The organism is Pseudomonas sp. TE3899, from assembly GCF_056279105.1.
The window spans coordinates 1731865-1752996 of record NZ_JBWBQR010000001.1 but is presented as its reverse complement, the minus strand read 5'-3'; the positions used below and the strand labels follow the sequence as shown (position 1 = coordinate 1752996).

Annotated in this window: 19 protein-coding genes, 1 tRNA gene and 1 pseudogene; 8 read left to right on the top strand and 13 right to left on the bottom strand. The window is 58.4% G+C overall.

The window, feature by feature from the left end; genetic code table 11:
- Positions 1-77 precede the first annotated feature (77 nt).
- Entirely contained in the window at positions 78-359 is a 282-nt protein-coding gene (locus tag ACZ89E_RS07870) for a peptidylprolyl isomerase (RefSeq protein WP_008150918.1), read from the bottom strand.
- 120 nt (positions 360-479) lie between these two features.
- Positions 480-1361: an esterase/lipase family protein gene (locus ACZ89E_RS07865; protein WP_476255290.1), complete on the bottom strand. Its 882-nt coding sequence runs from the start codon at positions 1359-1361 to the stop codon at positions 480-482.
- A 340-nt stretch (positions 1362-1701) separates the two neighbouring features.
- Between ACZ89E_RS07865 and ACZ89E_RS07860 the strand changes: the two genes are divergently transcribed.
- The gene (locus ACZ89E_RS07860) at positions 1702-2745 is read left to right on the top strand and encodes a hypothetical protein (RefSeq protein ID WP_476255289.1); all 1044 of its coding nucleotides are present in this window, start codon (positions 1702-1704) and stop codon (positions 2743-2745) included.
- 51 nt (positions 2746-2796) lie between these two features.
- Here the strand turns inward: ACZ89E_RS07860 and ACZ89E_RS07855 are convergent, their stop codons facing one another.
- Together ACZ89E_RS07855 and ACZ89E_RS07850 are read right to left on the bottom strand one after the other, a co-directional pair.
- Positions 2797-3885 carry a 3-deoxy-7-phosphoheptulonate synthase gene (locus tag ACZ89E_RS07855; RefSeq protein WP_149661219.1) on the bottom strand — a complete coding sequence of 363 codons (1089 nt, stop codon included), beginning with the start codon at positions 3883-3885 and terminating at the stop codon, positions 2797-2799.
- 351 nt (positions 3886-4236) lie between these two features.
- Complete coding sequence (locus tag ACZ89E_RS07850; RefSeq protein WP_256672385.1) at positions 4237-4365, bottom strand: hypothetical protein; 129 nt, start codon at positions 4363-4365, stop codon at positions 4237-4239.
- A gap of 161 nt (positions 4366-4526) precedes the next feature.
- On the opposite strand from ACZ89E_RS07850, the gene ACZ89E_RS07845 reads away from it, so the two are divergent.
- From ACZ89E_RS07845 to ACZ89E_RS07820, 6 genes are all read left to right on the top strand, one after another.
- Complete coding sequence (locus ACZ89E_RS07845; protein WP_476255288.1) at positions 4527-4970, top strand: GNAT family N-acetyltransferase; 444 nt, start codon at positions 4527-4529, stop codon at positions 4968-4970.
- 126 nt (positions 4971-5096) lie between these two features.
- On the top strand, positions 5097-5738 hold the full coding sequence (gacA, locus tag ACZ89E_RS07840; RefSeq protein ID WP_082356623.1) for a response regulator transcription factor GacA: 642 nt from the start codon (positions 5097-5099) through the stop codon (positions 5736-5738).
- A 2-nt stretch (positions 5739-5740) separates the two neighbouring features.
- Positions 5741-7564 carry an excinuclease ABC subunit UvrC gene (gene uvrC, locus ACZ89E_RS07835; protein ID WP_149661217.1) on the top strand — a complete coding sequence of 608 codons (1824 nt, stop codon included), beginning with the start codon at positions 5741-5743 and terminating at the stop codon, positions 7562-7564.
- 32 nt (positions 7565-7596) lie between these two features.
- Positions 7597-8157, top strand: coding sequence for a CDP-diacylglycerol--glycerol-3-phosphate 3-phosphatidyltransferase (gene pgsA, locus ACZ89E_RS07830; protein WP_149661216.1), 561 nt, complete (start codon positions 7597-7599; stop codon positions 8155-8157).
- Between the two features lie 63 nt (positions 8158-8220).
- A tRNA-Gly gene (locus ACZ89E_RS07825) sits at positions 8221-8296 on the top strand.
- A gap of 228 nt (positions 8297-8524) precedes the next feature.
- A complete protein-coding gene (locus ACZ89E_RS07820; RefSeq protein ID WP_476257028.1) occupies positions 8525-9265 on the top strand; it encodes a tyrosine-type recombinase/integrase in 741 nt (246 codons plus the stop codon).
- 390 nt (positions 9266-9655) lie between these two features.
- Here ACZ89E_RS07820 and ACZ89E_RS07815 read toward each other — a convergent pair.
- Positions 9656-9964: pseudogene (locus ACZ89E_RS07815) on the bottom strand (DUF6531 domain-containing protein); the annotation flags it as partial.
- A gap of 21 nt (positions 9965-9985) precedes the next feature.
- On the opposite strand from ACZ89E_RS07815, the gene ACZ89E_RS07810 reads away from it, so the two are divergent.
- Positions 9986-10480, top strand: coding sequence for a hypothetical protein (locus ACZ89E_RS07810; protein ID WP_476255287.1), 495 nt, complete (start codon positions 9986-9988; stop codon positions 10478-10480).
- A 7-nt stretch (positions 10481-10487) separates the two neighbouring features.
- On the opposite strand, the gene ACZ89E_RS07805 is transcribed toward ACZ89E_RS07810, so the two are convergent.
- The 8 genes from ACZ89E_RS07805 to tssK all read right to left on the bottom strand — a co-directional run bounded on the left by ACZ89E_RS07805 (position 10488) and on the right by tssK (position 21111).
- Positions 10488-10922, bottom strand: a complete 435-nt coding sequence (locus ACZ89E_RS07805; protein ID WP_476255286.1) for a hypothetical protein — start codon at positions 10920-10922, stop codon at positions 10488-10490.
- Positions 10919-15484, bottom strand: coding sequence for an RHS repeat-associated core domain-containing protein (locus tag ACZ89E_RS07800; RefSeq protein WP_476255285.1), 4566 nt, complete (start codon positions 15482-15484; stop codon positions 10919-10921). The genes ACZ89E_RS07805 and ACZ89E_RS07800 overlap by 4 nt, the downstream gene beginning before the upstream one ends.
- 52 nt (positions 15485-15536) lie before the next feature.
- Positions 15537-15965, bottom strand: coding sequence for a DcrB-related protein (locus ACZ89E_RS07795; RefSeq protein ID WP_476255284.1), 429 nt, complete (start codon positions 15963-15965; stop codon positions 15537-15539).
- Between the two features lie 45 nt (positions 15966-16010).
- The gene (locus tag ACZ89E_RS07790) at positions 16011-17948 is read right to left on the bottom strand and encodes a type VI secretion system Vgr family protein (protein WP_476255283.1); all 1938 of its coding nucleotides are present in this window, start codon (positions 17946-17948) and stop codon (positions 16011-16013) included.
- Between the two features lie 27 nt (positions 17949-17975).
- Positions 17976-18233 (bottom strand): PAAR domain-containing protein, encoded by a 258-nt coding sequence (locus ACZ89E_RS07785; RefSeq protein ID WP_149661211.1) that lies wholly within the window; start codon positions 18231-18233, stop codon positions 17976-17978.
- A gap of 78 nt (positions 18234-18311) precedes the next feature.
- Complete coding sequence (locus ACZ89E_RS07780) at positions 18312-18824, bottom strand: Hcp family type VI secretion system effector (RefSeq protein ID WP_476255282.1); 513 nt, start codon at positions 18822-18824, stop codon at positions 18312-18314.
- Between the two features lie 105 nt (positions 18825-18929).
- Entirely contained in the window at positions 18930-19772 is an 843-nt protein-coding gene (gene icmH, locus ACZ89E_RS07775) for a type IVB secretion system protein IcmH/DotU (protein WP_476255281.1), read from the bottom strand.
- Entirely contained in the window at positions 19765-21111 is a 1347-nt protein-coding gene (gene tssK / locus ACZ89E_RS07770) for a type VI secretion system baseplate subunit TssK (RefSeq protein ID WP_476255280.1), read from the bottom strand. The genes icmH and tssK overlap by 8 nt, the downstream gene beginning before the upstream one ends.
- Positions 21112-21132: the final 21 nt, after the last annotated feature.

Sequence of the window (21132 nt, the reverse complement as noted above, 5' to 3'; positions counted from 1 at the left end):
CGCCAGTCGAAACACGTAACCAAAACACAACGGCCCACCAAAAGGCGGGCCGTTGCGCAGAAAACACAGGCGTCAGATCAATCCTGGCGGCTGGTCACTTCCAGCAGGTGATAACCGAACTGGGTTTTGACCGGGCCTTGCACCACGTTGATCGGTGCGCTGAAGACCACGGTGTCGAATTCCTTGACCATCTGGCCTGGACCGAACGAACCCAGGTCACCGCCCTGGCGGCTGGACGGGCAAGTGGAGTTAGCCTTGGCAACTTCGGCGAAATCAGCGCCGCCTTCAATCTGGGCCTTGAGTTCGTTGCACTTGGCTTCGCTGGCAACAAGGATGTGACGGGCAGTGGCTTTAGCCATGGGAAAATTCTCCTTTCAATGTTCAGTAAAGTGCTGAGCCTACCGGATTCAGTGGCCTATTTCTTCTCAAAGTTCCATCTGAAGCCGGTCGGGCATTGGGGCATTAATATAAGGAAGGGTTTACAGGCCGGCATTTCTCAAGCGCTCGGCGTGCTGCACGTACAGCTCGATCGGGTTGACACCTTTGCGACCTCGTCCGGCTGTCTGACCTAGGCTGTCCATGTGATCCATTGGATAGTCGGAGCGGATCACTTTGCCCAAGTGAGAGCTGTAGCGTCCGACCAGTCCGTCGTTTTGTCCGGCCTCGGTGATGAAGTACTCGGAAAACGCCCGGCAAAAAGCGTGTGCCGGATCGAAACCACTGAGCCCTTCATCAAGGATGCTGCCTTGCAGGGTGCCGCTCCAGGAGTAATACCGCACGCCGTTGACCAACTCTCGACCCTTGCCGCCCCAGGTTTTCGGCAGCCCCTGTGGGTACTTGTCATTGAAGGCACCCACGCCTTCGGTGGTCAGTGCGTTAAGCGCGGCGATTGCGTTTTGAGGCAACTGCTGGTTACCGCTCAGCAACGACAGGAAGTCTGCAAACGCGGTGGCGACTTTTCTCGCCACATGCTCCGGCAAGCGTCCTGGCGTAAGGGCCTTGCGCAGAAAGTCAGCCAGTTCCGAGCCGTGATTCGGGCCGCTGACGGACGTCACCGAGGCTACCCGCTCCGGAGCGATGGCGGCGGCGTAACGTGCGGCCAGTGCGCCCTGGCTGTGACCGATCAGGTTGACCTGGCTTGCGCCGGTCCCTTCCAGTACCCGTTCGATCTGTGCCAAAAGCTGGTCGCCGCGCAGTTCGTTGCTATGGGTAGCCGACAGGTGGGGAACGAAGACTCTGGCGCCATAGCTTCTCAGTGCCTGCTTGACGTCATGGAACAGTTCGAACTGACCGATGCGATCGAAACCGAAGAGCCCATGTACCAGCAGGATTGGATGCTGAGTTGTTGCATTCCGTTGCATGTTCGTACCTTTTTCGCGGAAGTTCGTAGATGTGGCAGGGGCTCCACTCTAAAACACTCCCGTAGCCGGGCGATGTATGAAAAATCCGCTGTGCTCGAAGGAAAGCGGTATAGGAAAGGTATGAAAATTCGGAACAGGACGAAGCCTACGTCGGAACATTTCGACATCTTTTTAAGCAGCCAAGAGAAATTCTCATCAACGGCCTACTAGGTAATCAGCATTTGCCCCGGTCCTCTGACGTGATCGCCTGACATCGCCGAACGCAGCGATGGGTTTCAATAGGCTTCGTTCGACGCCGGCCTGCGGGTCGGTTCATATGTCCAAGGACTGGAGTAAATGAATGAGCCTATTTGAAGTAGAAGCAGCGAAGCTGGCGTTGTCCGCCCCGCAGTTGGTGCAGGCCGACAATGCCGTTCTCGACCCTTCGAGCAAAAAAGCGGTCGTCAATGTCTTGCCTTATTCAGGCATGGCGAGCGGAGACAGGCTGGTGTTGCACTGGTCCGGGATTGACGCCGAGGGGTTGGTCTATCGGCACGAGGTCACGCACTTTGTCAGCCAGAGGCAGGTTGGCAAGGACGTTGTGTTTGTCGTCGCCAGTCCTCATATCGTTGCGCTGGATGGCGGTTACCTGGAGATCTACTACACGCTCACCAGCCGTTGTTTGCCCGAGCCCGTGCAGTCCCGACGTTTGCAATTGAATGTTGGTGATACATCTTCCGGAGTGTTGCCGTTGTTCGTGAATGATGCCGTGGGCGGCAAGCTTGATCCGGCCCGGGTGGGTGAGGGCGCACGCATCACGATTCGACCTTACGCCCGGATGGCGGCCGGCGATCGGGTTGTGCTGTTCTGGGAAGGTGCTACAGCGGAAACGAGCTTCAACGACAGGTTGAGTATCGAATCCTTCGCGGTAGGGCACGAAGTATCGTTCTGGGTAAATCCGGAGTTCATCGTCTCAGGCCTCGGATCGTCGGTGATCCTGCGTTACTGCATTGAACAGCATGGGCAGGCGCCGCTTTATTCGGACCCGATGCCGTTGTCCATCGGGCCTCTGGAACGAGCGCCGCTGTTGGCCCCCATCGTCCTGGAGGCCGATGAAGGCTGGCTGGATCTGCAGGACTCGATCGATGGCGTCACTGTCGTGATTGATGGTGCACGAACCGAGGAAGGCGAACTGGTGTACCTGAAGTGTGACGGCACTGAATTCAGTCATCGGGACGAGCGTGAAATCTCCCAGGAGATGGCCGGTGAACCACTGGTGTTCATTGTTCCTTACCGGTTCTGGAGAGAGCATCAAGGCTCGACGGTTCGGGTCGGTTATTCGGTCGAACGGCTCGATGATGTGAGCCAGCAATCAGAAGTGGTACTGGTTCAGGTGCAGGAGTAAGTCGTTCGCGACTTTCCAGTCTTCGCTTGAAGACTGGAAGGAAGCCATGAGTCATGCCGGTTGACGTGCGTGGTGCTGTGTCCGCAGACGGTCGGCAGCCTGGCGCAGCAAGTGTTCCGTGCCAGTCCAGCCGAGGCAGCCGTCTGTTATCGAGACCCCGTATTGCAAGGATGAACCCAGCGCTTGGCAGCCTTCGAAGAGATGACTCTCAATCATCATGCCAATTAGCGAGCGATCACCTTGCAGGCGTTGTTCGAGCACATCGTTGAATACGGCGGGTTGGCGCAACGGGTCTTTACCGCTGTTGGCGTGACTGCAATCGACCATGATCCGCGCGGGGATCTTAAGCCTGCTCAAGTCGTGGTTGATCCGGGAAACGCTATCGCGGTCGTAGTTGGGCCCGTGATGTCCTCCGCGCAATACCAGGTGGGTATCCGGATTGCCGGGGGTTTGAATGATTGCGGGATGCCCTTGGCTATCGACACCGAAATGTCGGTGGGGATGAGCTGCCGAGCGCATGGCGTCACTGGCGACCGTGACGCCGCCATCGGTGCCGTTCTTGAAACCTACTGGCATGCTCAGGCCACTGGCCATTTCCCGGTGGATCTGCGATTCGGTGGTGCGCGCACCGATGGCGACCCAACTGAGCAAGTCGTCGAAGTATCCGGCCGCCATCGGTTGCAGCAGTTCGGTAGCAATCGGCAAGCCGAGGCGGAGCATTTCACGCATCAGCTCCCGGGACAGGGTCAGGCCACCGGCCATGTCATCGCTGCCATCCAGTTGCGGGTCGTAGGCCAGGCCTTTCCAGCCGATGGTGGTGCGGGGTTTTTCGACGTAGGCGCGCATCACCAGGAGCATTTCATCGCTGACTTCAGCGGCCAGGCGAGCAAGGTTGCCGGCATATTCGAGTGCTGACTTCGGATCATGGAGGGAGCAGGGACCGACGATAACCAACAGGCGGGAGTCTTCACCGTTGAGGATCGATCGGACCGCGTGGCGGTGGGCGGCGACTTGCTGGGTCAGGGCATTGTTGAGCGGCAGTTGCTGTTTGAGTTGCAACGAGCTGGGCAGGCGCAGGCTCAGCGCTTCATTGGCCGGGCTCAAGGTGGACAGTGGCAAGGCAGAGACGGACGAGTTCATATTCGGGCTTCCTGGGCTGGCAGCGGGTTCGTTCCCGCGTACTCGGCCCTACTGGGGTGTTCGACAATTGGCCGGATTGGCTGCGTGTGTGTGCTTGCCACCTGTGGGTGACCGATCGGAGGCGGCAGGCTGTCCCGAGCGGAGGCTGGTAAATCGCCAGGCGGTAAAGCTGTCGTGACGGTAATAAGTGGCGTAGTTCATGTCGTGAATCCTCAAGTTGTCTGGGGTGTTGCTAAAAATGTAGGTAGCTGATGGCAGGACGCTGAAAAAACAAAACCCCCGGTCGGGGAGCCGACCGGGGGTTGAGAATTCTCTGGTGGCGACCCGTTTAAAGTGGGCGCCGTGTGGGTATCAGGCGCGCCAGTGGCTAAACCAATACCCAAAATAAAAGCTGACCGGAGCACAAACGTCATTCACCCGGGCAGCCGCCACCGAGCGCAGGGCGCTGACGGTAAGAAGCTGAGAAGGGGTGTTGAACATGGTCTGTCTCCGATGAATGCGCCGAGCTTACTAGAGGGCGGTAGGCGGATTCAATCAGAAAATGCTATCGGGCACCGGCGGCGTTTTCTATCGCTTGAGTGCCGGGAGGGTTGTGACACACTCGATGCTTCGCTACATGCAGTCATCATCGCGGGGCTTGAATGATTTACCAATTACGTCCGGCGACATCCCGGGATCTGGATTTCGCTCGGGGCCTGACCTGTCAAAACATGTTGCCTTACTACATCCAGTACGAACTGCCCTGGCTGGATGAGGCCTTTGATGTGGCGTGGGCGGGAAGAGAAAACTGGTTGATTGTGCGGGGCGACGTTTCGCTGGGTTATGTCAGCCTGAGCCGTGATGCCAGGGCCTTGTACATTCGCGAACTGCACATATCCGACGCCTTCCGGGGGCAGGGAGCCGGTTCCTGGGCGATCGATCAGGTATTGGCAATGGTCCGGACGGAACGACGGCCGGCCTTGCGCCTGACGGTCTTTAAAAATAATCCGGCGCAGGCGCTGTATCGGCGAATGGGGCTGGAGGTGGTCGGCGAGGATGAGTGTTTCCTGAGAATGCAGCGTGAAGTCGATGCCCCTCGTCGCTGAAACACACAGAGGGCAAGCCTCGAAAGATGAATTGAAACTTTTTATATGATGCTTGCCGCTAGGTCTGCCAGTCGCTTTTTGCTAAGGTGTCGGCAACCCAATACGACCATATCGCGAGGTGTCTGCTTGATTAGGGTGCTAGTAGTCGATGACCATGATCTCGTTCGTACAGGCATTACACGAATGCTGGCTGACATCGATGGCCTGCAAGTAGTCGGCCAGGCCGAGTCAGGGGAGGAATCCCTGCTCAAGGCGCGTGAGTTGAAACCTGATGTGGTACTGATGGACGTCAAGATGCCCGGGATCGGCGGTCTTGAGGCCACGCGAAAACTGCTGCGCAGTCATCCGGACATCAAAGTCGTCGCGGTCACTGTGTGCGAGGAGGATCCGTTTCCTACACGGCTGTTGCAGGCCGGGGCGGCGGGTTATCTGACCAAGGGCGCAGGCTTGCCGGAAATGGTCCAGGCCATCCGCCTGGTATTTGCCGGGCAACGCTACATCAGCCCGCAGATCGCCCAGCAATTGGCAATCAAGTCGTTCCAGCCGACCAACGATTCGCCTTTCGACGCGTTGTCGGAGCGGGAAATCCAGATCGCCTTGATGATTGTCGGCTGCCAGAAGGTCCAGATCATTTCCGACAAACTCTGCCTGTCGCCGAAAACCGTGAATACCTACCGTTACCGCATTTTCGAAAAGCTTTCGATCAGCAGCGACGTTGAACTGACGCTGTTGGCGGTTCGTCACGGCATGGTCGATGCCAATCTCTGAAAATGAATGAAGTCTTCGATCCGAGTGCATTTCTGTCGACGGTGAGTGGGCGCCCTGGCGTCTATCGCATGTTCGACAGCGACGCGCGCCTGCTTTACGTCGGCAAGGCCAAGAATCTCAAGAAACGCCTGGCGAGCTATTTCCGCAAAACCGGCCTGGCACCCAAGACGGCTGCGCTGGTGGGTCGTATCGCTCAGGTCGAAACCACGATCACGTCCAACGAAACCGAAGCCCTGTTGCTTGAGCAGACGCTGATCAAGGAATGGCGTCCGCCCTACAACATCCTGCTGCGCGACGACAAATCCTACCCGTATGTCTTCCTCTCCGATGGCCAGTTCCCTCGGCTGAGCATCCACCGTGGCGCGAAAAAGGCCAAGGGCAAGTATTTCGGTCCCTATCCCAGTGCCGGCGCCATCCGTGAAAGCTTGAGCCTGCTGCAAAAAACCTTCTTCGTTCGTCAGTGCGAAGACAGCTACTACAAGAACCGCACGCGACCTTGCCTGCAATACCAGATCAAACGCTGCAAGGCGCCGTGTGTCGGGCTCGTGGAGCCGCAAGTGTATGCCGAGGACGTTCGTCACTCGGTGATGTTCCTTGAAGGGCGCAGCAATGCACTGACGGACGAGCTGTCTGCTGGAATGGAGGAGGCGGCAATCAACCTCGAATTTGAGCGCGCAGCCGAATTGCGCGATCAAATTTCATTGCTGCGTCGGGTCCAGGACCAGCAAAGCATGGAAGGCGGGACGGGCGACATCGATGTGATCGCCGCGTTCATCAATCCGGGCGGTGCCTGTGTTCATTTGATCAGCGTGCGTGGCGGTCGGGTGCTGGGCAGCAAGAACTTCTTCCCGCAAGTGGGGATTGAAGAGGACGTTTCCGAAGTCATGGCGGCGTTTCTGGGCCAGTACTACATCAGCAGTCCCGAACGGGATTTACCGAGCGAGTTGATCGTCAACGTGGTTCACGATGATTTCCCGGTCCTGATCTCGGCCATCGACGAGTTGCGCGGTCGCGAATTGTCCATCAGTCACCGGGTCCGCGGTACGCGTGCGCGCTGGCAACAGTTGGCCGTCACTAATGCCGAGCAGGCGTTGAGTGCGCGACTGGCCAATCGTCAGCACGTCGCGGCCCGTTTCGACGCACTGGCCGAGGTCCTGAACCTGGATGAACCACCGCAGCGCCTGGAGTGCTATGACATCAGTCACTCCAGCGGTGAAGCCACCGTGGCATCCTGCGTGGTGTTCGGTCCGGAAGGCCCGATCAAGTCCGACTACCGTCGTTACAACATCGAAGGCGTGACGCCGGGCGATGACTATGCTGCGATGCACCAGGCCCTGACCCGGCGCTTCAGCAAGCTGAAGGACGGCGAGGGCAAGCTTCCGGACATCCTGCTGGTGGACGGCGGTAAAGGTCAGCTGTCCATGGCCCGCGACGTGCTCAATGAACTGGCAGTGCCCGACCTGATTCTGTTGGGCGTGGCCAAAGGCGCGACGCGCAAGGCCGGTTTTGAAACCTTGTACCTGAATGACGCTGCACACGAATTCACATTGCGCGGTGATTCCCCCGCGCTGCATTTGATCCAGCAGATTCGCGACGAAGCCCACCGTTTTGCCATCACCGGGCACCGGGCACGGCGGGGCAAAACCCGCCGCACCTCCACGCTTGAAGGCGTTGCAGGTGTCGGGCCGACACGTCGGCGCGATTTGTTGAAACATTTTGGTGGATTGCAGGAGCTGTCTCGTGCCAGCATCGAAGAGATCGCCAAAGCACCCGGGATCAGTAAAAAGCTCGCAGAGTCGATTTATGCAAATCTGCACAGCGAGTAGAATGCCAACTCACCTCGTAGCCAGTTGTGCCGATGAATATCCCTAATCTGATTACCGTTCTACGCGTCCTGCTCATCCCTATCTTCATTTTGCTGTTTTACCTGCCTTACCAATGGAGCTACCTGGCCTCCAGTTCGGTCTTCGCGTTCGCCGCCGCCACTGACTGGCTCGACGGATACCTGGCCCGCCGCCTGGAACAAAGCACACCATTCGGGGCTTTCCTCGATCCGGTGGCCGACAAATTGATGGTAGCCGTCGCGCTGGTGTTGCTGGTGCAAGAACACGGCAACCTGTGGCTTACGCTGCCGGCTGCGGTCATTATCGGTCGCGAGATTGTCGTCTCGGCGCTGCGAGAGTGGATGGCCGAACTCGGCGCCCGCGCTCACGTCGCAGTGTCGAACCTGGGCAAATGGAAAACCGCCGCGCAAATGCTCGCGTTGGTCATCCTGCTGGCCAATCCGTCGGACTTCTCGTTCTGGGTGCTGTTCGGCTACGCTTTGTTGCTGGTATCTGCAGGCCTGACATTGTGGTCCATGGTCCAGTATCTACGGGCTGCCTGGCCGCATCTGAAGACCGACGTTGAAAAGAAATAAAACTTTTTTGAATCAAAGGGTTGACGGGGCTTCTGGATTCTATAGAATGCGCCACACCAAGACGCGGGAATAGCTCAGTTGGTAGAGCACGACCTTGCCAAGGTCGGGGTCGCGAGTTCGAGTCTCGTTTCCCGCTCCAAATATTGATCCACAGATGTCCACTGGACGCTGGGGGTTAGCGAAATAGACGCTTCGGCGTCTTTTTTCGTTCCAGTGCGATCCGCCGAAACCCGGCCCCAGCCACGTTTTTTAAGTACATTGTTGAGTACATAGAATCCGGGTAGCAGGCATAGTGGTTTTTGGGTGGAACGTCCCGGTCCGGCATCGATATACATCTCCTCGACCCTACGAGACGGGAGATGTACTCATGGCCTTGACCGATACCGCCGTTCGCCAGGCGAAACCTTCCGGTAAAAATTACACCCTCAAAGACTCGGGCGGGCTTGCGCTGTTCGTGGGCCCCAAGGGTGCCAAGCAATGGCACTTCCGCTTCTACTGGCTGGGTAAGCAATCGCGCATTTCACTGGGTGTTTACCCGGCAGTCAGCCTTAAAGAAGCGCGCACGGCGCGGGACGAGGCGAGTGCGCTGGTCGCTCAGGGCGTCGATCCACGTTCAAATCGACGCGAAGCCCGACTGGCAGCCAGTGCCTCGACGGAAAACTCTTTTCGTAGCGTTTATACAGACTGGCGCGCGTTCAGGGGCTTGAGCCTGAAGGTCGGGCGTCAGAGCACCTTGTCGCAGATAGATCGTCACTTCAACAAAGACATCCTGCCTTGGTTGGGTGATCTGCCGATCGTCCAGATTACGCGCCAGCATGTGCTGGAAGTGCTGCGCAAGATTGAACGGCGCAAAGCCATGACCACCGCAGAAAAGTGCCGCACCTGGCTCAACCAGTTGTTTCGCTATGCCATGGTTGAGAAGGGGGTTGGCGCCGTCTGCGCGCACCGATTGAGGGCGTTGTGCGGGAACTTCGAAGCGTTGCCATTGATACTGCCGAGTCGCGCCACTGGGCAGCGTGTGGCTGTCGAGGTAGCCATTCGCCGTGTAGGTGAAGCTACGCAAGACCTGGCCGGTGGTATCGAGCACGTCCTGCAGCTGGCCGCTTAGGGTGTAGCGATAGCTGGCAAGGACTTCGGTGTGTTCGATATGCGGATTATCGCCAAGCTTGATGTAGAGTCGGGCCACTTGGCTGACCCGTTTCGGGTGCTGCGTGTCATAGCTCAGCCGAACGGTGGTTTTGCTTAAATCGTCGCACATGTAGTGCAGTCGGCCCGCTTGATCGTAGAGCAAGCCCAAGGTGTTGAGATTACGGTCACCCAGCTTGATCAAGCGAGAGCGTTTCGGGTTGTGCGGGTCGGTCTGGAAGACTTGGTAGAGGCCGGTGTAGATGTCCTCGACCACGGTCTGCCCGTCTTCCAGTTGAAAGAACGCCAGTCCGTCCAGCACGCTGACGAAGGCATCACCTGCCTTTAGCCGACCCAGTTCCAGGCGGGTGCCTTCTTCGTCGACATAGATCCACAATTCGCCACCCTCGGGATGAGGCACGCGCAGGATTTCCACTTCATAGGGCACGCTCCAGCCCATGCCGAACAGGCCGTCGCGGCGCAGGTCGTTGCTGTCGTAACCTCTGGCCCATTCGATGGGAAGCAGGCCCGGCAAGGTGAAGTCGAGGTCTTCGGGGCCTCCAAGAATTTTGCCGCCGGTTGAGACAAACACAGGGTTGCCCTTGCATCCCCCAATGCGCCACCACGGTTTGGGGCTACCTTTCGGTCGCGGCCGAAGCTTGATTTTGCGCGAAATCAACATGCCGGCCAACATGCCGGTGAATTGCGCGATCTTGCTTTTGCCATTGCGGATATCCCGCATGGTCAGTGGTTCACCCCCGATGCGCACGTGGGGATGATGTTGCAGCGGCGTAAGTGGTTCGGCGCTGCCCTTACCGTCCAGCTCAGGCTCGGCCAGCGGCGCAGGAATATGGTGAATGCCGGTGACATTCCCCAATGGGTCGTACTGGTAGATACGCCCGCTGCCGTCGAGATCCTGCTGGGCCAGCAGGCGGTCCAGCGCATCCCATTCGAAGCGGTAGCGTTAGTGGTTTTCATTGCTCAGGTGCAGCAGGCGGCCATAGGCGTCGTAGCCAAATTCGACGGTATGGCCGAGGGCGTCAACCCGCTTGATCAGCCGGCCACTGCGGTCATAGCGCAAGCGGGTGATGCGCTGGGCCGGATCGGTGTAGGCGGTCAACTGGCCGGCGGCATCGACGTCGTAGCTGTCAATAAAGTGTGGCGGACGCCGTTCTACGGTTTAACTATTCAAGATTAATACGTATTTATTTCGTCCATTTTTTATATTTATCAGGGTTTGCATGGATTAGGTCCTTTATATTATTGATTGTGGTGGTAATTGCATCTGTGTCTGCGTGATTATTTTTGAAGGTTAGATGAAGCCCTTCTCCGATAAAATCAAGTGCATAATCCATTTCCTCAGTAAAATTACTGAATTTTTTGTATGGAATGTGCAGCACGAATTCTATGGATTTGTCTTTTCTGAAAATTGTGGGGCCATCAATTGTAAGAGTGTCATTTTTTTTAGTTGCTGAAACTATAAAAATTGTGGAGAAATCCCTTGTCTTGAATGCGCTTTCGTAAGTTCGGAAGCTTTGGTTGATCTTGTTTATTTTGGTTTTTAATTCTATGAGTATGGTGTTTGTGAGATTGAAATCAGTGTCGATTTCAGGATATATCTGTCCAAAGCTAATATTCATATTGGGCACCCTGTATTTGATTTTGGTTTGTAGCTTTTTTTATTTCCTTCTGGAATCTCATTGGTTTTTTTGTAGTGATCATCCAGTCGGGCGGTTTCCGCTTTTTTTGCTGCAGCTGTAGTGGGGTGGTCTATCTCAATAACTCTGCCTGCCACGTTTTCAATTCCGTGTAATTTTTGGTGCGCTCGGACTTGCTGGTGAAGGCGAGTTGGAAGACCAGAAGACTGTGTGACTCGATTCAAGTCTGCTTTGCCGTATTTGTAAAGTTCTCCATTTATTTCAATTTTATAGACGCCGAAATTTCCTGTTGAGGTGTTTGAGTTCAGGTTTGCTAAGCCCCACGGATCAATCCACCCAATCGGGTTCGGCGCATACTGATAAAGGTTCAACCCACCCGCCAACCCAATCGGATCCGGCTGGGTGAACCGCCCCACATCCGGATCAAAAAACCTGAAAGTGTTGTAGTGCAGCCCGGTTTCGCGGTCAAGGTACTGCCCCTGAAAGCGAAGGTTTTGCTCACGCCCCGGCTGTTGATCATGCCACTCATCCCGCGTCCTGCCCCATGCCTGGTACTCGCTGTGCCACACCGTGTTGCCGGCGGTGTCAGTCAACTGTTCCGGTATCCCTGCCAGGTTGGTGTGGAAGTAGAAGATCGCCTCGCTGCCGGGTTTGCCGTCAATGCGCGCCAGCGGTTCATAGCTGTTCGGGGCCGCGTAGACATAAAGGCTGGGCCGGCCATCCTGTACCTCTTCAAGCAGTCGCAAGCCTTGCCAATGGAACAGGGTGCGATGACTCGGTTCGCTGGCGCTGTCGTGATACACCTGCTTGCTGATGCGCCGGCCCAGCGGGTCGTAGCCGAACACCACGTGTTGGCGTAGCGCGCCGTTCTGTTGATGCACGCCAATCAGCCGGTGCTCGGCGTCATACTCGAAACGCTGGACGTGGTTGCTGCCACTGCGCTTCTCGCTCAGTCGCCCAAAGCGGTCATAGCGATAACGCTTGTCCTGGTACACATGCACCCGGTTGTGCTTGATCAGGCCGTTGACCCGATAGCCATCGAACAGGTTGCCGGCCGCGTCGTAATTGAGGCTCTCGATAGACGGGCCCCGATGCACGCTCTGGACTTGCTCGACCGGGTTGTAGCCGTAGCGGGCGCTGCCTTGGTAGGACTTGCCGGTTGTTGTCTGGTCGTGAAAGCGCCCAATCAGGCTGTCGTCATTGGCTGCCGTGGTCGGGCGGCTAGCGCTCGGGCGTTGGGTCTGAGTGAGTATCTCGGCCACCAGATTATCGCTGGCGTCGTACTGATAGTCCTTCTGCAACAGCGGCAGCACCTCGCGGGCGACCTGCTGGTAATGCAGCGCCTTCTGGCTAAGGCGACCGTTGCGGTCGTAGCGGGTGCGGGTGTGCAGAGCGCCTTGGGTGCGCAGCACTTCCTCGTGCAATGCGTCGCGCTCGAAGTCGCTGATCACCCGACCATTGAGGTTGAGCTGGTGCAGGTGGCCGCTGCCGTAGTACAGGTGTTTGAGTTGTTGCTGGTCGGGCAGGGTCAGGGTTTGCAGGTTGCCCAGTTCGTCGTAAGCGTATTTCAGTTCTCCGGCGCTATTGGTCTCGCAGAGCAGTTGGCCGAGGGCGTCGTAACTGTAGTCGAGCCGCTGCTGGCCACCCTGATTGTCGATAAAACTGATCGACAGCAGGTTGTCGGCATTGTCGTAGGCATACTCGGTGACGCCATCGTCGGTACGTTTGCAGATCAAGCGGCCAAGGGCATCACGCTCGAAATGATACTCCAGCGGGGTGTGCGGTTCGGCGCTGTCCTTGCCGTCCAGATCGGGCTCTGCGAGCGGCGCAGGCACATGGCAGATGCCGGTGACTTCGCCCTGCGGGTTGTACTGGTAAATACGCCCGCTGCCATCCAGATCCTGCTGGGCCAACAAGCGGTCCAGTGTGTCCCACTCTAAGCGGTAGCGTTCGTGGTTTTCATTGCTCAGGTGCTGTAAGCGACCATAGGCGTCGTAGCCAAACTCGACGCTGTGGCCGAGGGCGTCAACCCGCTGGGTCAGCCGGCCACTGCGGTCATAATGCAAGCGGGTGATGCGCTGGGCCGGGTCGGTGTAGGCGGTCAACTGGCCGGCGGCGTCGATGTCGTAGCGGTCGATGCGTCCATCGGGGCGCAGGCTTTCGATCAGATAACCACGGGCGTCGTAGCGGTAATGAGTGTGTTCGCCGCGGGCGTTGACGGTTTCGCTGAGCAGGCCACGCCGGTCATAGCGGTAGTGGGTCTCGGTGTTGGAGCAGTCGCGGTAGCTGAGCAATTGCCCGTGGGCGTTCCAGCGCAGGTATTTGTGCTTGTCCAGCGGGTCGGTGATGCATTCGACCTGGCCCTGGGCGTTATACCGGTAGTGGGTCTTTCGGCCGAGGGGGTCTTGTTCCCAAAGTAGATTGCCCTGGCGGTCGTAACCGAAGCGTTGGGTGCGTCCAGCACCATCGGTGACGCTCAGTGGCAACGCCCAGTGGCGGGTGTAGCGGATCCGTTCGCAGCGGCCCAGTGGGTCGCGGGTCTCGATCAGTCGGCCGAATTCGTCGTAGCCGTACTGCCATTCGCCGCCTTGCGGGTCGATGCTCTTGAGCAGTTGGCCACTGAGCACATCATCCTGCCAACAGTGACCCATGGGGTCGATGTGTTTGTAGATCTCATAGAAGGGCCCCCAGTAGTAGTGATCCTGGCGACCGAGGCTGTCGGTGACCCGCGTCTCGCCTTTTTCCAGGTCGTAGTCGAAACGGTAGTCCTCGCCATCGCTGCCCCAATGGCGGATGACTCGCCATTCGTGGTCAGGCTGAGGCTCGAGCAGGGGCGGAAGTTTGCAGGCGCTGCCGTCCGCACGCACTGATTGCGGACGTTGTGCGGGAACTACGAAGCGTTGCCATTGATACTGCCGAGTCGCCCCGCTGGGTAGGGTGTGGCTGTCGAGGTAGCCTTGCGCCGTGTAGGTGAAGCTACGCAAGACCTGGCCGGTGGTATCGAGCACGTCCTGCAGCTGGCCGCTTAGGGTGTAGCGATAGCTGGCAAGGACTTCGGTGTGTTCGATCTGCGGATTATCGCCAAGCTTGATGTAGAGTCGGGCCACTTGGCTGACCCGTTTCGGGTGCTGGGTGTCATAGCTCAGCCGAACGGTGGTTTTGCTCAAATCGTCGCACACGTAGTGCAGCCGCCCTATTTGATCGTAGAGAAGCCCCAACGTATTCAGGTTGCGATCACCGAGCCTGGTCAGGCGTGAACGTTTCGCATTGTGCGGGTCGGTCTGGAAGACCTGGTAAAGACCGGTGTAGATGTCCTCGACCACGGTCTGCCCGTCTTCCAACTGAAAGAACGCCAGCCCGTCCAGCACGCTGACGAAGGCATCACCTGCCTTTAGCCGACCTAGTTCCAGGCGGGTACCTTCTTCGTCGACATAGATCCACAACTCGCCGCCCTCGGGATGAGGCACGCGCAGGATCTCCACTTCATAGGGCACGCTCCAGCCCATGCCGAACAGGCCGTCATTGCGTAGATCGTTACTGTCGTAGCCTCTGGCCCATTCAATGGGAAGCAAGCCAGGCAATGTGAAATCTTGATCCTCTGGACCCCCCAGGACTTTACTTCCGGTTGAAACAATAACCGGATTACCTTTGCACGGGCGTATGCGCGGCAGCGGTTTTGGACTGCCCTTCGGTCGCGGCCGAAGCTTGATTTTGCGCGAAATCAACATGCCGGCCACCATGCCGGTGAATTGCGCGATCTTGCTTTTGCCATTGCGGATTTCCCGCACGGTCAGCGGTTCACCACCAATGCGAACGTTCGGAGACACATTGGCATCGCTGTCGATAGTGGCATCGCAGGTGGTCTTGTCACCGGCTCGTGCTGCGGGCTGCCCGTTGATGAACACCTTCCCGGACCCTTGCGCGACATAGGCTTCAGGCAGGGGAGGATGGCGTTCGCAGGTGACTTTATCCTGGTCTGCTGGTTCCGTTCCCGGGGCTGCTGGTGTTGTGACCGGTGGGTTGAAAATATCGTAGATCGCCATGCCCAGCCCGAGCACAGGTAAGAGCATGGGCGCGGCGGACATCGCCATTGCGCCGACATTGTCCAGAAATGACGGCTCTGCCTCTTCTTCGGCAGCGTCCGCGCTGCCACCTCCTGAGCTACGCCCTGCGGCCCGAGCAGCGGCCTTTCCGTTGACGTGGGTATTTTTCGAGCCGCTTTCAATTTTCCCAAAAGGCTCAGCCGGGAACACACTATTGGCGAGGGAATCACACCCGTCGGTGATGGCTTCACCGATGCTCTTATCACCTATGGGAATCATGCTGGCACCGCCTACCAGTGCGCCAGCAATCACAGGGACAAGCACTGCCGCCGCACCACCCGTGCCCACAACCGCGACAACGGTGCCGGCGATAGCTGCCGCAACGAGAGCGGTAGCGGCGGCGTAGACAACTGCTTCCGCCACTGCGCTCATCAGTTCGGCAGCCAGTGGTGGGTGAAGGATTGCGTCTCCTTCCCTGGCAGCATGTACGTTCTGCGCCATCTGTATGTGCTCCTTGCTGAACGGGCGTGTATGCAAATGGTTGAGTGCCTGGTCAGGCAAAGTGCAGGCTGTCTTTGATCGCGCGCCAATGGCTGATATCTGCTTCGGTAAGTGCGCCGTGTTTGCTGTAGTTCAGGACCAGCAAGCGTTGTTGGCCAGGCAGCTGGCAGGCCAACTGGATCTGGTACATCGGCTGATTTCCATGCGTGAACTGGAGTGCAGCTTCACGACCTTCGACTTGCTCGTCTTTCCCAATGAAAACGGTTACGGGGTCAGTGCAGGTCAACGCGGTGAGCCGCTTGTGCAGCAAGTCCAGTTGCATTGTGTAAGCGTCATCCAAGGTCTGGTGGTCTGGTAGCACGCTACGAGCTATGACCAAGGTGGTTTGGCGCCCGCGAAACTGGAGCATGTTCAGTGTTGTGTCTTCGGGCATCTCATCGCCGAGATCGGCATTGAGTTCCTGAGTCAGGTATCTGGCCATCAGGTGTTCCTTATTTAGGGAAATACAGGTCCTTCATCAACAGTCTCAGTCCTGCTGAAAATGACCGTTGGCGTCGTTTTGAAGCGCGCTGGCATCTCGCCCGTCAGCGGTAACGGCGGCAGTACCACCCTCCACATTGAGGTCGAGCATGCCATCGGGGGTGTTGATTTGGCCGGACTTCAGCCCGGTGATATTGAAGTTTTCGCAAGTGATGTTCAGCGTGCCGTTGGCATGCAACTCGATTGCCGTCTTGCCGCATTTCAGGCGTAAGGTATTGCCCACTTCGACGGTGTACTCGTTGGCTACTGAATCACTCTTTCTGCCCCCCACCTTCAAGGTGTCATTGGCCTTCACCACCCGCATGCGGGTGCGGCCGACGGTGATGGTTTCGTCCTGGCCGACCTGGCTGCTTCGGTCCGCGCCAATCGATTGGGTCTGGTTGTTTTTGACCACGGTGTTCTGGTCTTTCTGGGCATGGATGAATACTTCCTCCTGGCCCCGTTCATCCTCAAAGCGCAGTTCATTGAAGCCCGAGCCCTTATGGGTTCGGCTTTTGATGGTCATGCGCGTTTTGTGCTTGGGCAGCTCATACGGCGGCAGGTTGGTCTCGCGGTAAGTGCGGCCCGTGGCGATGGGTTGGTCAGGGTCGCCGTCCAGATAGCTGATGATCAGCTCCTGGCCGACTCGCGGTACGGCCATCGAACCCCAGGTCGCGCCGGCCCAGCCCTGCGCCACACGAATCCAGCACGAACTCTGATCGTTGTTTTTATCAGCGCGATCCCACGGGAACTGCATCTTGACCCGGCCCCATTCATCGCAATAGATCTCCTCACCGGGCGGGCCGACCACCGTGGCGATCTGCGGGCCGTCGATGCAGGGTTTGTCGCGCAGCGGGGCTTTCCAGTCGGAGGTCCAGCGGATGGCGCTGGCCTTCAACGTGTAAGAGGTGCCGAGGCCGCTACCAAACGATTCTTCCTGAAGACTGGTGTGCTGTTTGCCTTCGTGGGTGAGGGCGATGGTGCGCCAGCGGTCATTGAAGTCCTCGCGCGGGTGGTCGTTGAGGTCGAACGCCAACCCCGGTTGCAGGCGTGCATCGTCCCCCTCCAGATGCGCCAGCTTGGCGTCGTTGCGCAGGGCGGCCAGGCGGGTTTTGGTGAAGGGCTTGCCGGCGATGTCACGTTTGTAGCGGCCAGGGTAGTCGTAGCGTTCGTAATCTTTATGTTGATTGTTCAGGTCCTGATCGCCAGTGGCGGTGTGCTGCTGGTTGTAGCGCGGGTGGGTGAAGGTGTAGTCGCGCTGCACCTGTACGGCGGTGCGCACTTGCTCGGTGTAGTGGAAGCGGTTCAAGGCCGGCTCTTTGGAATCACCGCCACCCATGGGCTGGTAAATCACCGGGCAATCGCTGTGGGTGCCGATGGTGCCCAGGCCGCCGACGCGGTCGGTGAGGACGAGGGTGTGGCCGTCGGCGCGGTGTTCGAAGGTGTAGAGCAGGCCTTCCTCGGCGGCGAGGCGGGCGATGAAATCGAGGTCGGTTTCGCCGGCCTGTACGCAGTATTCGCGGGGTTGGTGTTCGAAGCAGATTTCGCTGCGCAGGTCGGTCAGCTTTTGCTCGGTGAGGACGCTAGTGATGATGTCGGGCACAGTCTGGCCCTGGAAGATGCGCCAGTTGGAGCGCAGATCGAAACGCGCCAGGGTCGGCTCGACCACGGCGGTGTAGCGGGTGCGGCGAAAGCCGGTGTCGCCCTGCTGGAACAGACTTACCAGACCGTGGACATAACGCACCGGAGTCTCGCCGCGCCAGAGGGTGAACAGCGCAGCCAGGTCGAGCAGGCGATTGAAGTCGATGGCGGCGTTGTGGCTGACCAGCTCCAGCTCAAGCTTGAAGGGTTGAGAGAGACCTTCTTCGAGGGTGAACGAGACCACTTCGAAGGGATCGCCCTTCAAGGGCTCAAAGGTGAAACGCAGGTCGCTTTGGCGGGGCATGGAGCCTCCCAGTCGAGTGTGTGGGTGTCAGTCGATCAACCAACTGCTATCACCGTTTTCCAGTTCGCCATCGTGGTCGGTGGTGTCGCCGACGCGGGCTACAGGTTGTCCGTTGATGGTCATGGAGGGCGCGCCGCTGGTGATCACAGCACCGCAGCCGAGGGTGTCGCCGACACGGGCGACGGCGCTGCCGTTGACGTTGAAACTCGGCGATCCACTGTCCACGGTGGTCGGTCCACACAAGGGGCAATCATGGTCGTGTCCGACCAGAACGACGGCGGGCATAGCGCCTCCTGATTCAATTCAAATGAGTAAACATTCCGCCGCGCAGCGACCTGCACGGCGGAACGTCCCGGTTGCTGGTTAAGCCGGTTTACGCCAGTCATCCGAAGCTTCGGTGCCGGCCACTACATGGCTCCAGCTGACCTTGCGATAAGCCAGGCTGGTCTTGATCAACTGGGTGTAGTTGGCGTTGTCGCTGTCCTGAGAGTGGGGCAGCACGGTGTGGATATCGACGACGGTGGCGTCCTCAAGCTTGGTGGTGAAGAAGTGCTCCTGCTTGCCGTCGCCCGAGGTACGGAACCACTTGACCTCGACGGTCGGCAGCATCTCGCCGGTGGCCAGGGCCTGGTAGAGCATGGGCGAGGCTTTGCTCAGGGCGCTGGTGAAGGTCAGCGGTTTATGCACGCGCTGACCGGCCGGCTGGCCACTTTGCGGGTCAGTGGGCGTGGTGATCTGATGATCGATTTCCTGTGCAAGGATTTCGTCCTCGTGGCCTTCCACATAGACGTTGCCCACCGAATCAGAGGTGAATGCACCCTTGGTGATATGGCCCTGGTTTTGGCCGTGGATGCTGATGTACGCAGGTGTTGGCATGACATGCTCCTTGTCGTGAGTGTTTGAGCGACCCGTGGGGGCGCGGGTTATGGCCGACATAGCCATGGCTTTGCAGGTGCTCGGGATGAGCACGCTGAAAATCGGTTACAGGTTGAGAATCCGCTCCAGGGACACCAGCACTTCCTGAGTGATGGCGTTCAGGCGGATCGAGTAGATCGTGTAGGCGCAGGCCAGCACAGCGGCGGCCAATGCCCAAGGCGTCCATAACGGCCAGGCGCGTTTGATCCGGTAGTTGCGCGGCGCGACGTTGCTCAGCGGGTCGGTCAGGCGTTTGGGCGTTTCACCGCGTAGCGGGCGAAGCACGCTGTGCAGTTGGTTGATGATCTTTTGTATTTCGTCATCGCCCTTGGCCTGGTTACCGTACTTGCCCCTGAGGCCGGAGATCAGGCATTGGTACATGAACTCCAACGCGTGCTGGTATTTGGCGGCTTCAGTGCTCATGCGGGTCAGCACCGTGAAGAATTTTTCGCCACCCCAGGTTTCTTCATGAAATTGGCTAAGTAATGAGCGCGCACTCCAGGTTGAGGATTTGCCCCAGGAGGTGCTCATGACCACCTCATCCAACAACAGGCACAGGCTGTAGGAGTAGGCCTTGAGCGTGCCGGGGTCGTAGTCGAGCTGACTGACTTCTTCCATGATCGTGGTGATCTGGTTGCTGACGCTTTGGTACAGCGCGGGCACGTCGTTGTGTCGGTCCAAACGACGCAGGCGGATGACCAGACCAATCAGCGGGGTGGCGGCATCGCACAGAGGGTTCCAGGCGAGGCCGCGCATGTCGAATTCGGGGTCTGCGAGTAGTGTTTCGGGTTTGGGCGCGGTCTGTTCCTCAACCCCATCTGCTCCCTTGCTACTTGTGGTCTGTTGCAAATAGCTGAAGATCCGGCTGCTGTCGTCCGCTGTGGTTTGGGTGTTCAGGGGGTCACTCATCTTTCTCACTCCTGATCGCCCAGAACTGCAACTCCAGCTCGGGGAATTCACCCGCGATATGGAAGCCAAACCCGCTGCCGCTGCTCAGGCTCTCCCAGGTGGGGTGATGGCGGTCGAGTTCGAAGTAGCTGAAGCCGGCATGGAACGGCAGATGCCGTGGCGCCACCGGCAGCGGCATCAGTGGAATGCCCGGCAATTGCAGGCTGACCAGTTGCTCCAAGCCTTCGGTGGAGCTGATCTTGATCTGCTTTGGCAGTTGCTGACGCAGGCTCTCCGCTGGCAGTTCGGCCCGCACGGCGAGGATGAATTCGGCGTTGTCCAGCAGGCGTCTGTCGTTCAACGCAGCGGTGCGTACGCCGTACAGCTGCTCGACGATCGGCAGCGACACCGCACGCGGTTGCAGCACGGTGCCCAGGGCGCGGCGCAGGGTGTGCTCCAAAAGTTGGAAGGACTCGCGCAGGTTGTCGTGCTGGTAGGCCGGGTATTCCTGGGGCAGGTGACCTTCGTCGGTAAAGGTCACCAGTTCGCCGCAGGCCTGGGCCAGTGCGATGTAAAGCCGTTCCGGGTGGACTTGGCGTTGGCGGGCCAGGTGCTGGAACAACGGGAACAAACGATTGAGGGTTTGCAGCAGGTTGAAGTCGGTGACATCGGCCACGCCCGACTGCCCTGGTGAGCCAATACGCTGAGCCAGGTTCTTGGCCCGCTCGCGCATCAGCCCGGCCACTTCACCCAGGTAGCGGTGCAATGCCGGCACGGCTTGCAAGGACAGGCTGGTGGGGTAGAAATGCTCGTCCATCACCAGGCTGCCATCCGGGCGCTTGTCTTTGATCCTGCCGATGGCGATGCCGGTGAAGGCGCTGCGGTCACTGCGTTCGAGCATCAGTTGCAGGTTGGGCACGGCCAAGTCCATGCCCACTTGGTCGCCGTCATCACTGTGGGTATCACGGATTTCTTCGCGCCGGACGATGTAGCGGCTGTTGCCGTAGCGGTCGGGCCAACGCACTTCGAGGGCGCCGTTGGACCGCAACGGCAGGGCCAGGTAGACGATCTGGTTGACCGCGCTGCTGTCGGCGATCTCCAGTGGGGCGGGCGGCGCCAGGTCACGGGGAATATCAAAGACACTGCCGTCGGGCATGATTCCACACGCCTTGGTAAGGGCGACCTTGCCGAAGCTCAAATATTCGCTGTTCAACTCCAGCTCGCTGAAGCCATAGAGGGCGTCGTTCAGGCTGTGCAGGCGCTGGTGCACAGCGGCTTCGGCGGCGCGGGTCTGTTGCTGGAAGTGTTGGGGTTTGACAAACAAACCTTCATGCCAGATGACGGGGTTGCGTGAACTCATCAGTAATTACTCTGCGCAAAA

What these genes read in the sequence shown, in the direction of transcription:
- ACZ89E_RS07780 (WP_476255282.1), bottom strand. Translation starts at nt 18,824, where the DNA reads ATGCCAACACCTGCGTACATCAGCATCCACGGCCAAAACCAGGGCCAT.
- ACZ89E_RS07870 (WP_008150918.1), bottom strand. Translation starts at nt 359, where the DNA reads ATGGCTAAAGCCACTGCCCGTCACATCCTTGTTGCCAGCGAAGCCAAG.
- ACZ89E_RS07795 (WP_476255284.1), bottom strand. Translation starts at nt 15,965, where the DNA reads ATGGCCAGATACCTGACTCAGGAACTCAATGCCGATCTCGGCGATGAG.
- ACZ89E_RS07790 (WP_476255283.1), bottom strand. Translation starts at nt 17,948, where the DNA reads ATGCCCCGCCAAAGCGACCTGCGTTTCACCTTTGAGCCCTTGAAGGGC.
- icmH (WP_476255281.1), bottom strand. Translation starts at nt 19,772, where the DNA reads ATGAGTGACCCCCTGAACACCCAAACCACAGCGGACGACAGCAGCCGG.
- ACZ89E_RS07785 (WP_149661211.1), bottom strand. Translation starts at nt 18,233, where the DNA reads ATGCCCGCCGTCGTTCTGGTCGGACACGACCATGATTGCCCCTTGTGT.
- ACZ89E_RS07865 (WP_476255290.1), bottom strand. Translation starts at nt 1,361, where the DNA reads ATGCAACGGAATGCAACAACTCAGCATCCAATCCTGCTGGTACATGGG.
- ACZ89E_RS07800 (WP_476255285.1), bottom strand. Translation starts at nt 15,484, where the DNA reads ATGGCGCAGAACGTACATGCTGCCAGGGAAGGAGACGCAATCCTTCAC.
- ACZ89E_RS07855 (WP_149661219.1), bottom strand. Translation starts at nt 3,885, where the DNA reads ATGAACTCGTCCGTCTCTGCCTTGCCACTGTCCACCTTGAGCCCGGCC.
- uvrC (WP_149661217.1), top strand. Translation starts at nt 5,741, where the DNA reads ATGAATGAAGTCTTCGATCCGAGTGCATTTCTGTCGACGGTGAGTGGG.
- ACZ89E_RS07845 (WP_476255288.1), top strand. Translation starts at nt 4,527, where the DNA reads ATGATTTACCAATTACGTCCGGCGACATCCCGGGATCTGGATTTCGCT.
- tssK (WP_476255280.1), bottom strand. Translation starts at nt 21,111, where the DNA reads ATGAGTTCACGCAACCCCGTCATCTGGCATGAAGGTTTGTTTGTCAAA.
- pgsA (WP_149661216.1), top strand. Translation starts at nt 7,597, where the DNA reads ATGAATATCCCTAATCTGATTACCGTTCTACGCGTCCTGCTCATCCCT.
- ACZ89E_RS07805 (WP_476255286.1), bottom strand. Translation starts at nt 10,922, where the DNA reads ATGAATATTAGCTTTGGACAGATATATCCTGAAATCGACACTGATTTC.
- ACZ89E_RS07860 (WP_476255289.1), top strand. Translation starts at nt 1,702, where the DNA reads ATGAGCCTATTTGAAGTAGAAGCAGCGAAGCTGGCGTTGTCCGCCCCG.
- ACZ89E_RS07820 (WP_476257028.1), top strand. Translation starts at nt 8,525, where the DNA reads ATGGCCTTGACCGATACCGCCGTTCGCCAGGCGAAACCTTCCGGTAAA.
- ACZ89E_RS07850 (WP_256672385.1), bottom strand. Translation starts at nt 4,365, where the DNA reads ATGTTCAACACCCCTTCTCAGCTTCTTACCGTCAGCGCCCTGCGCTCG.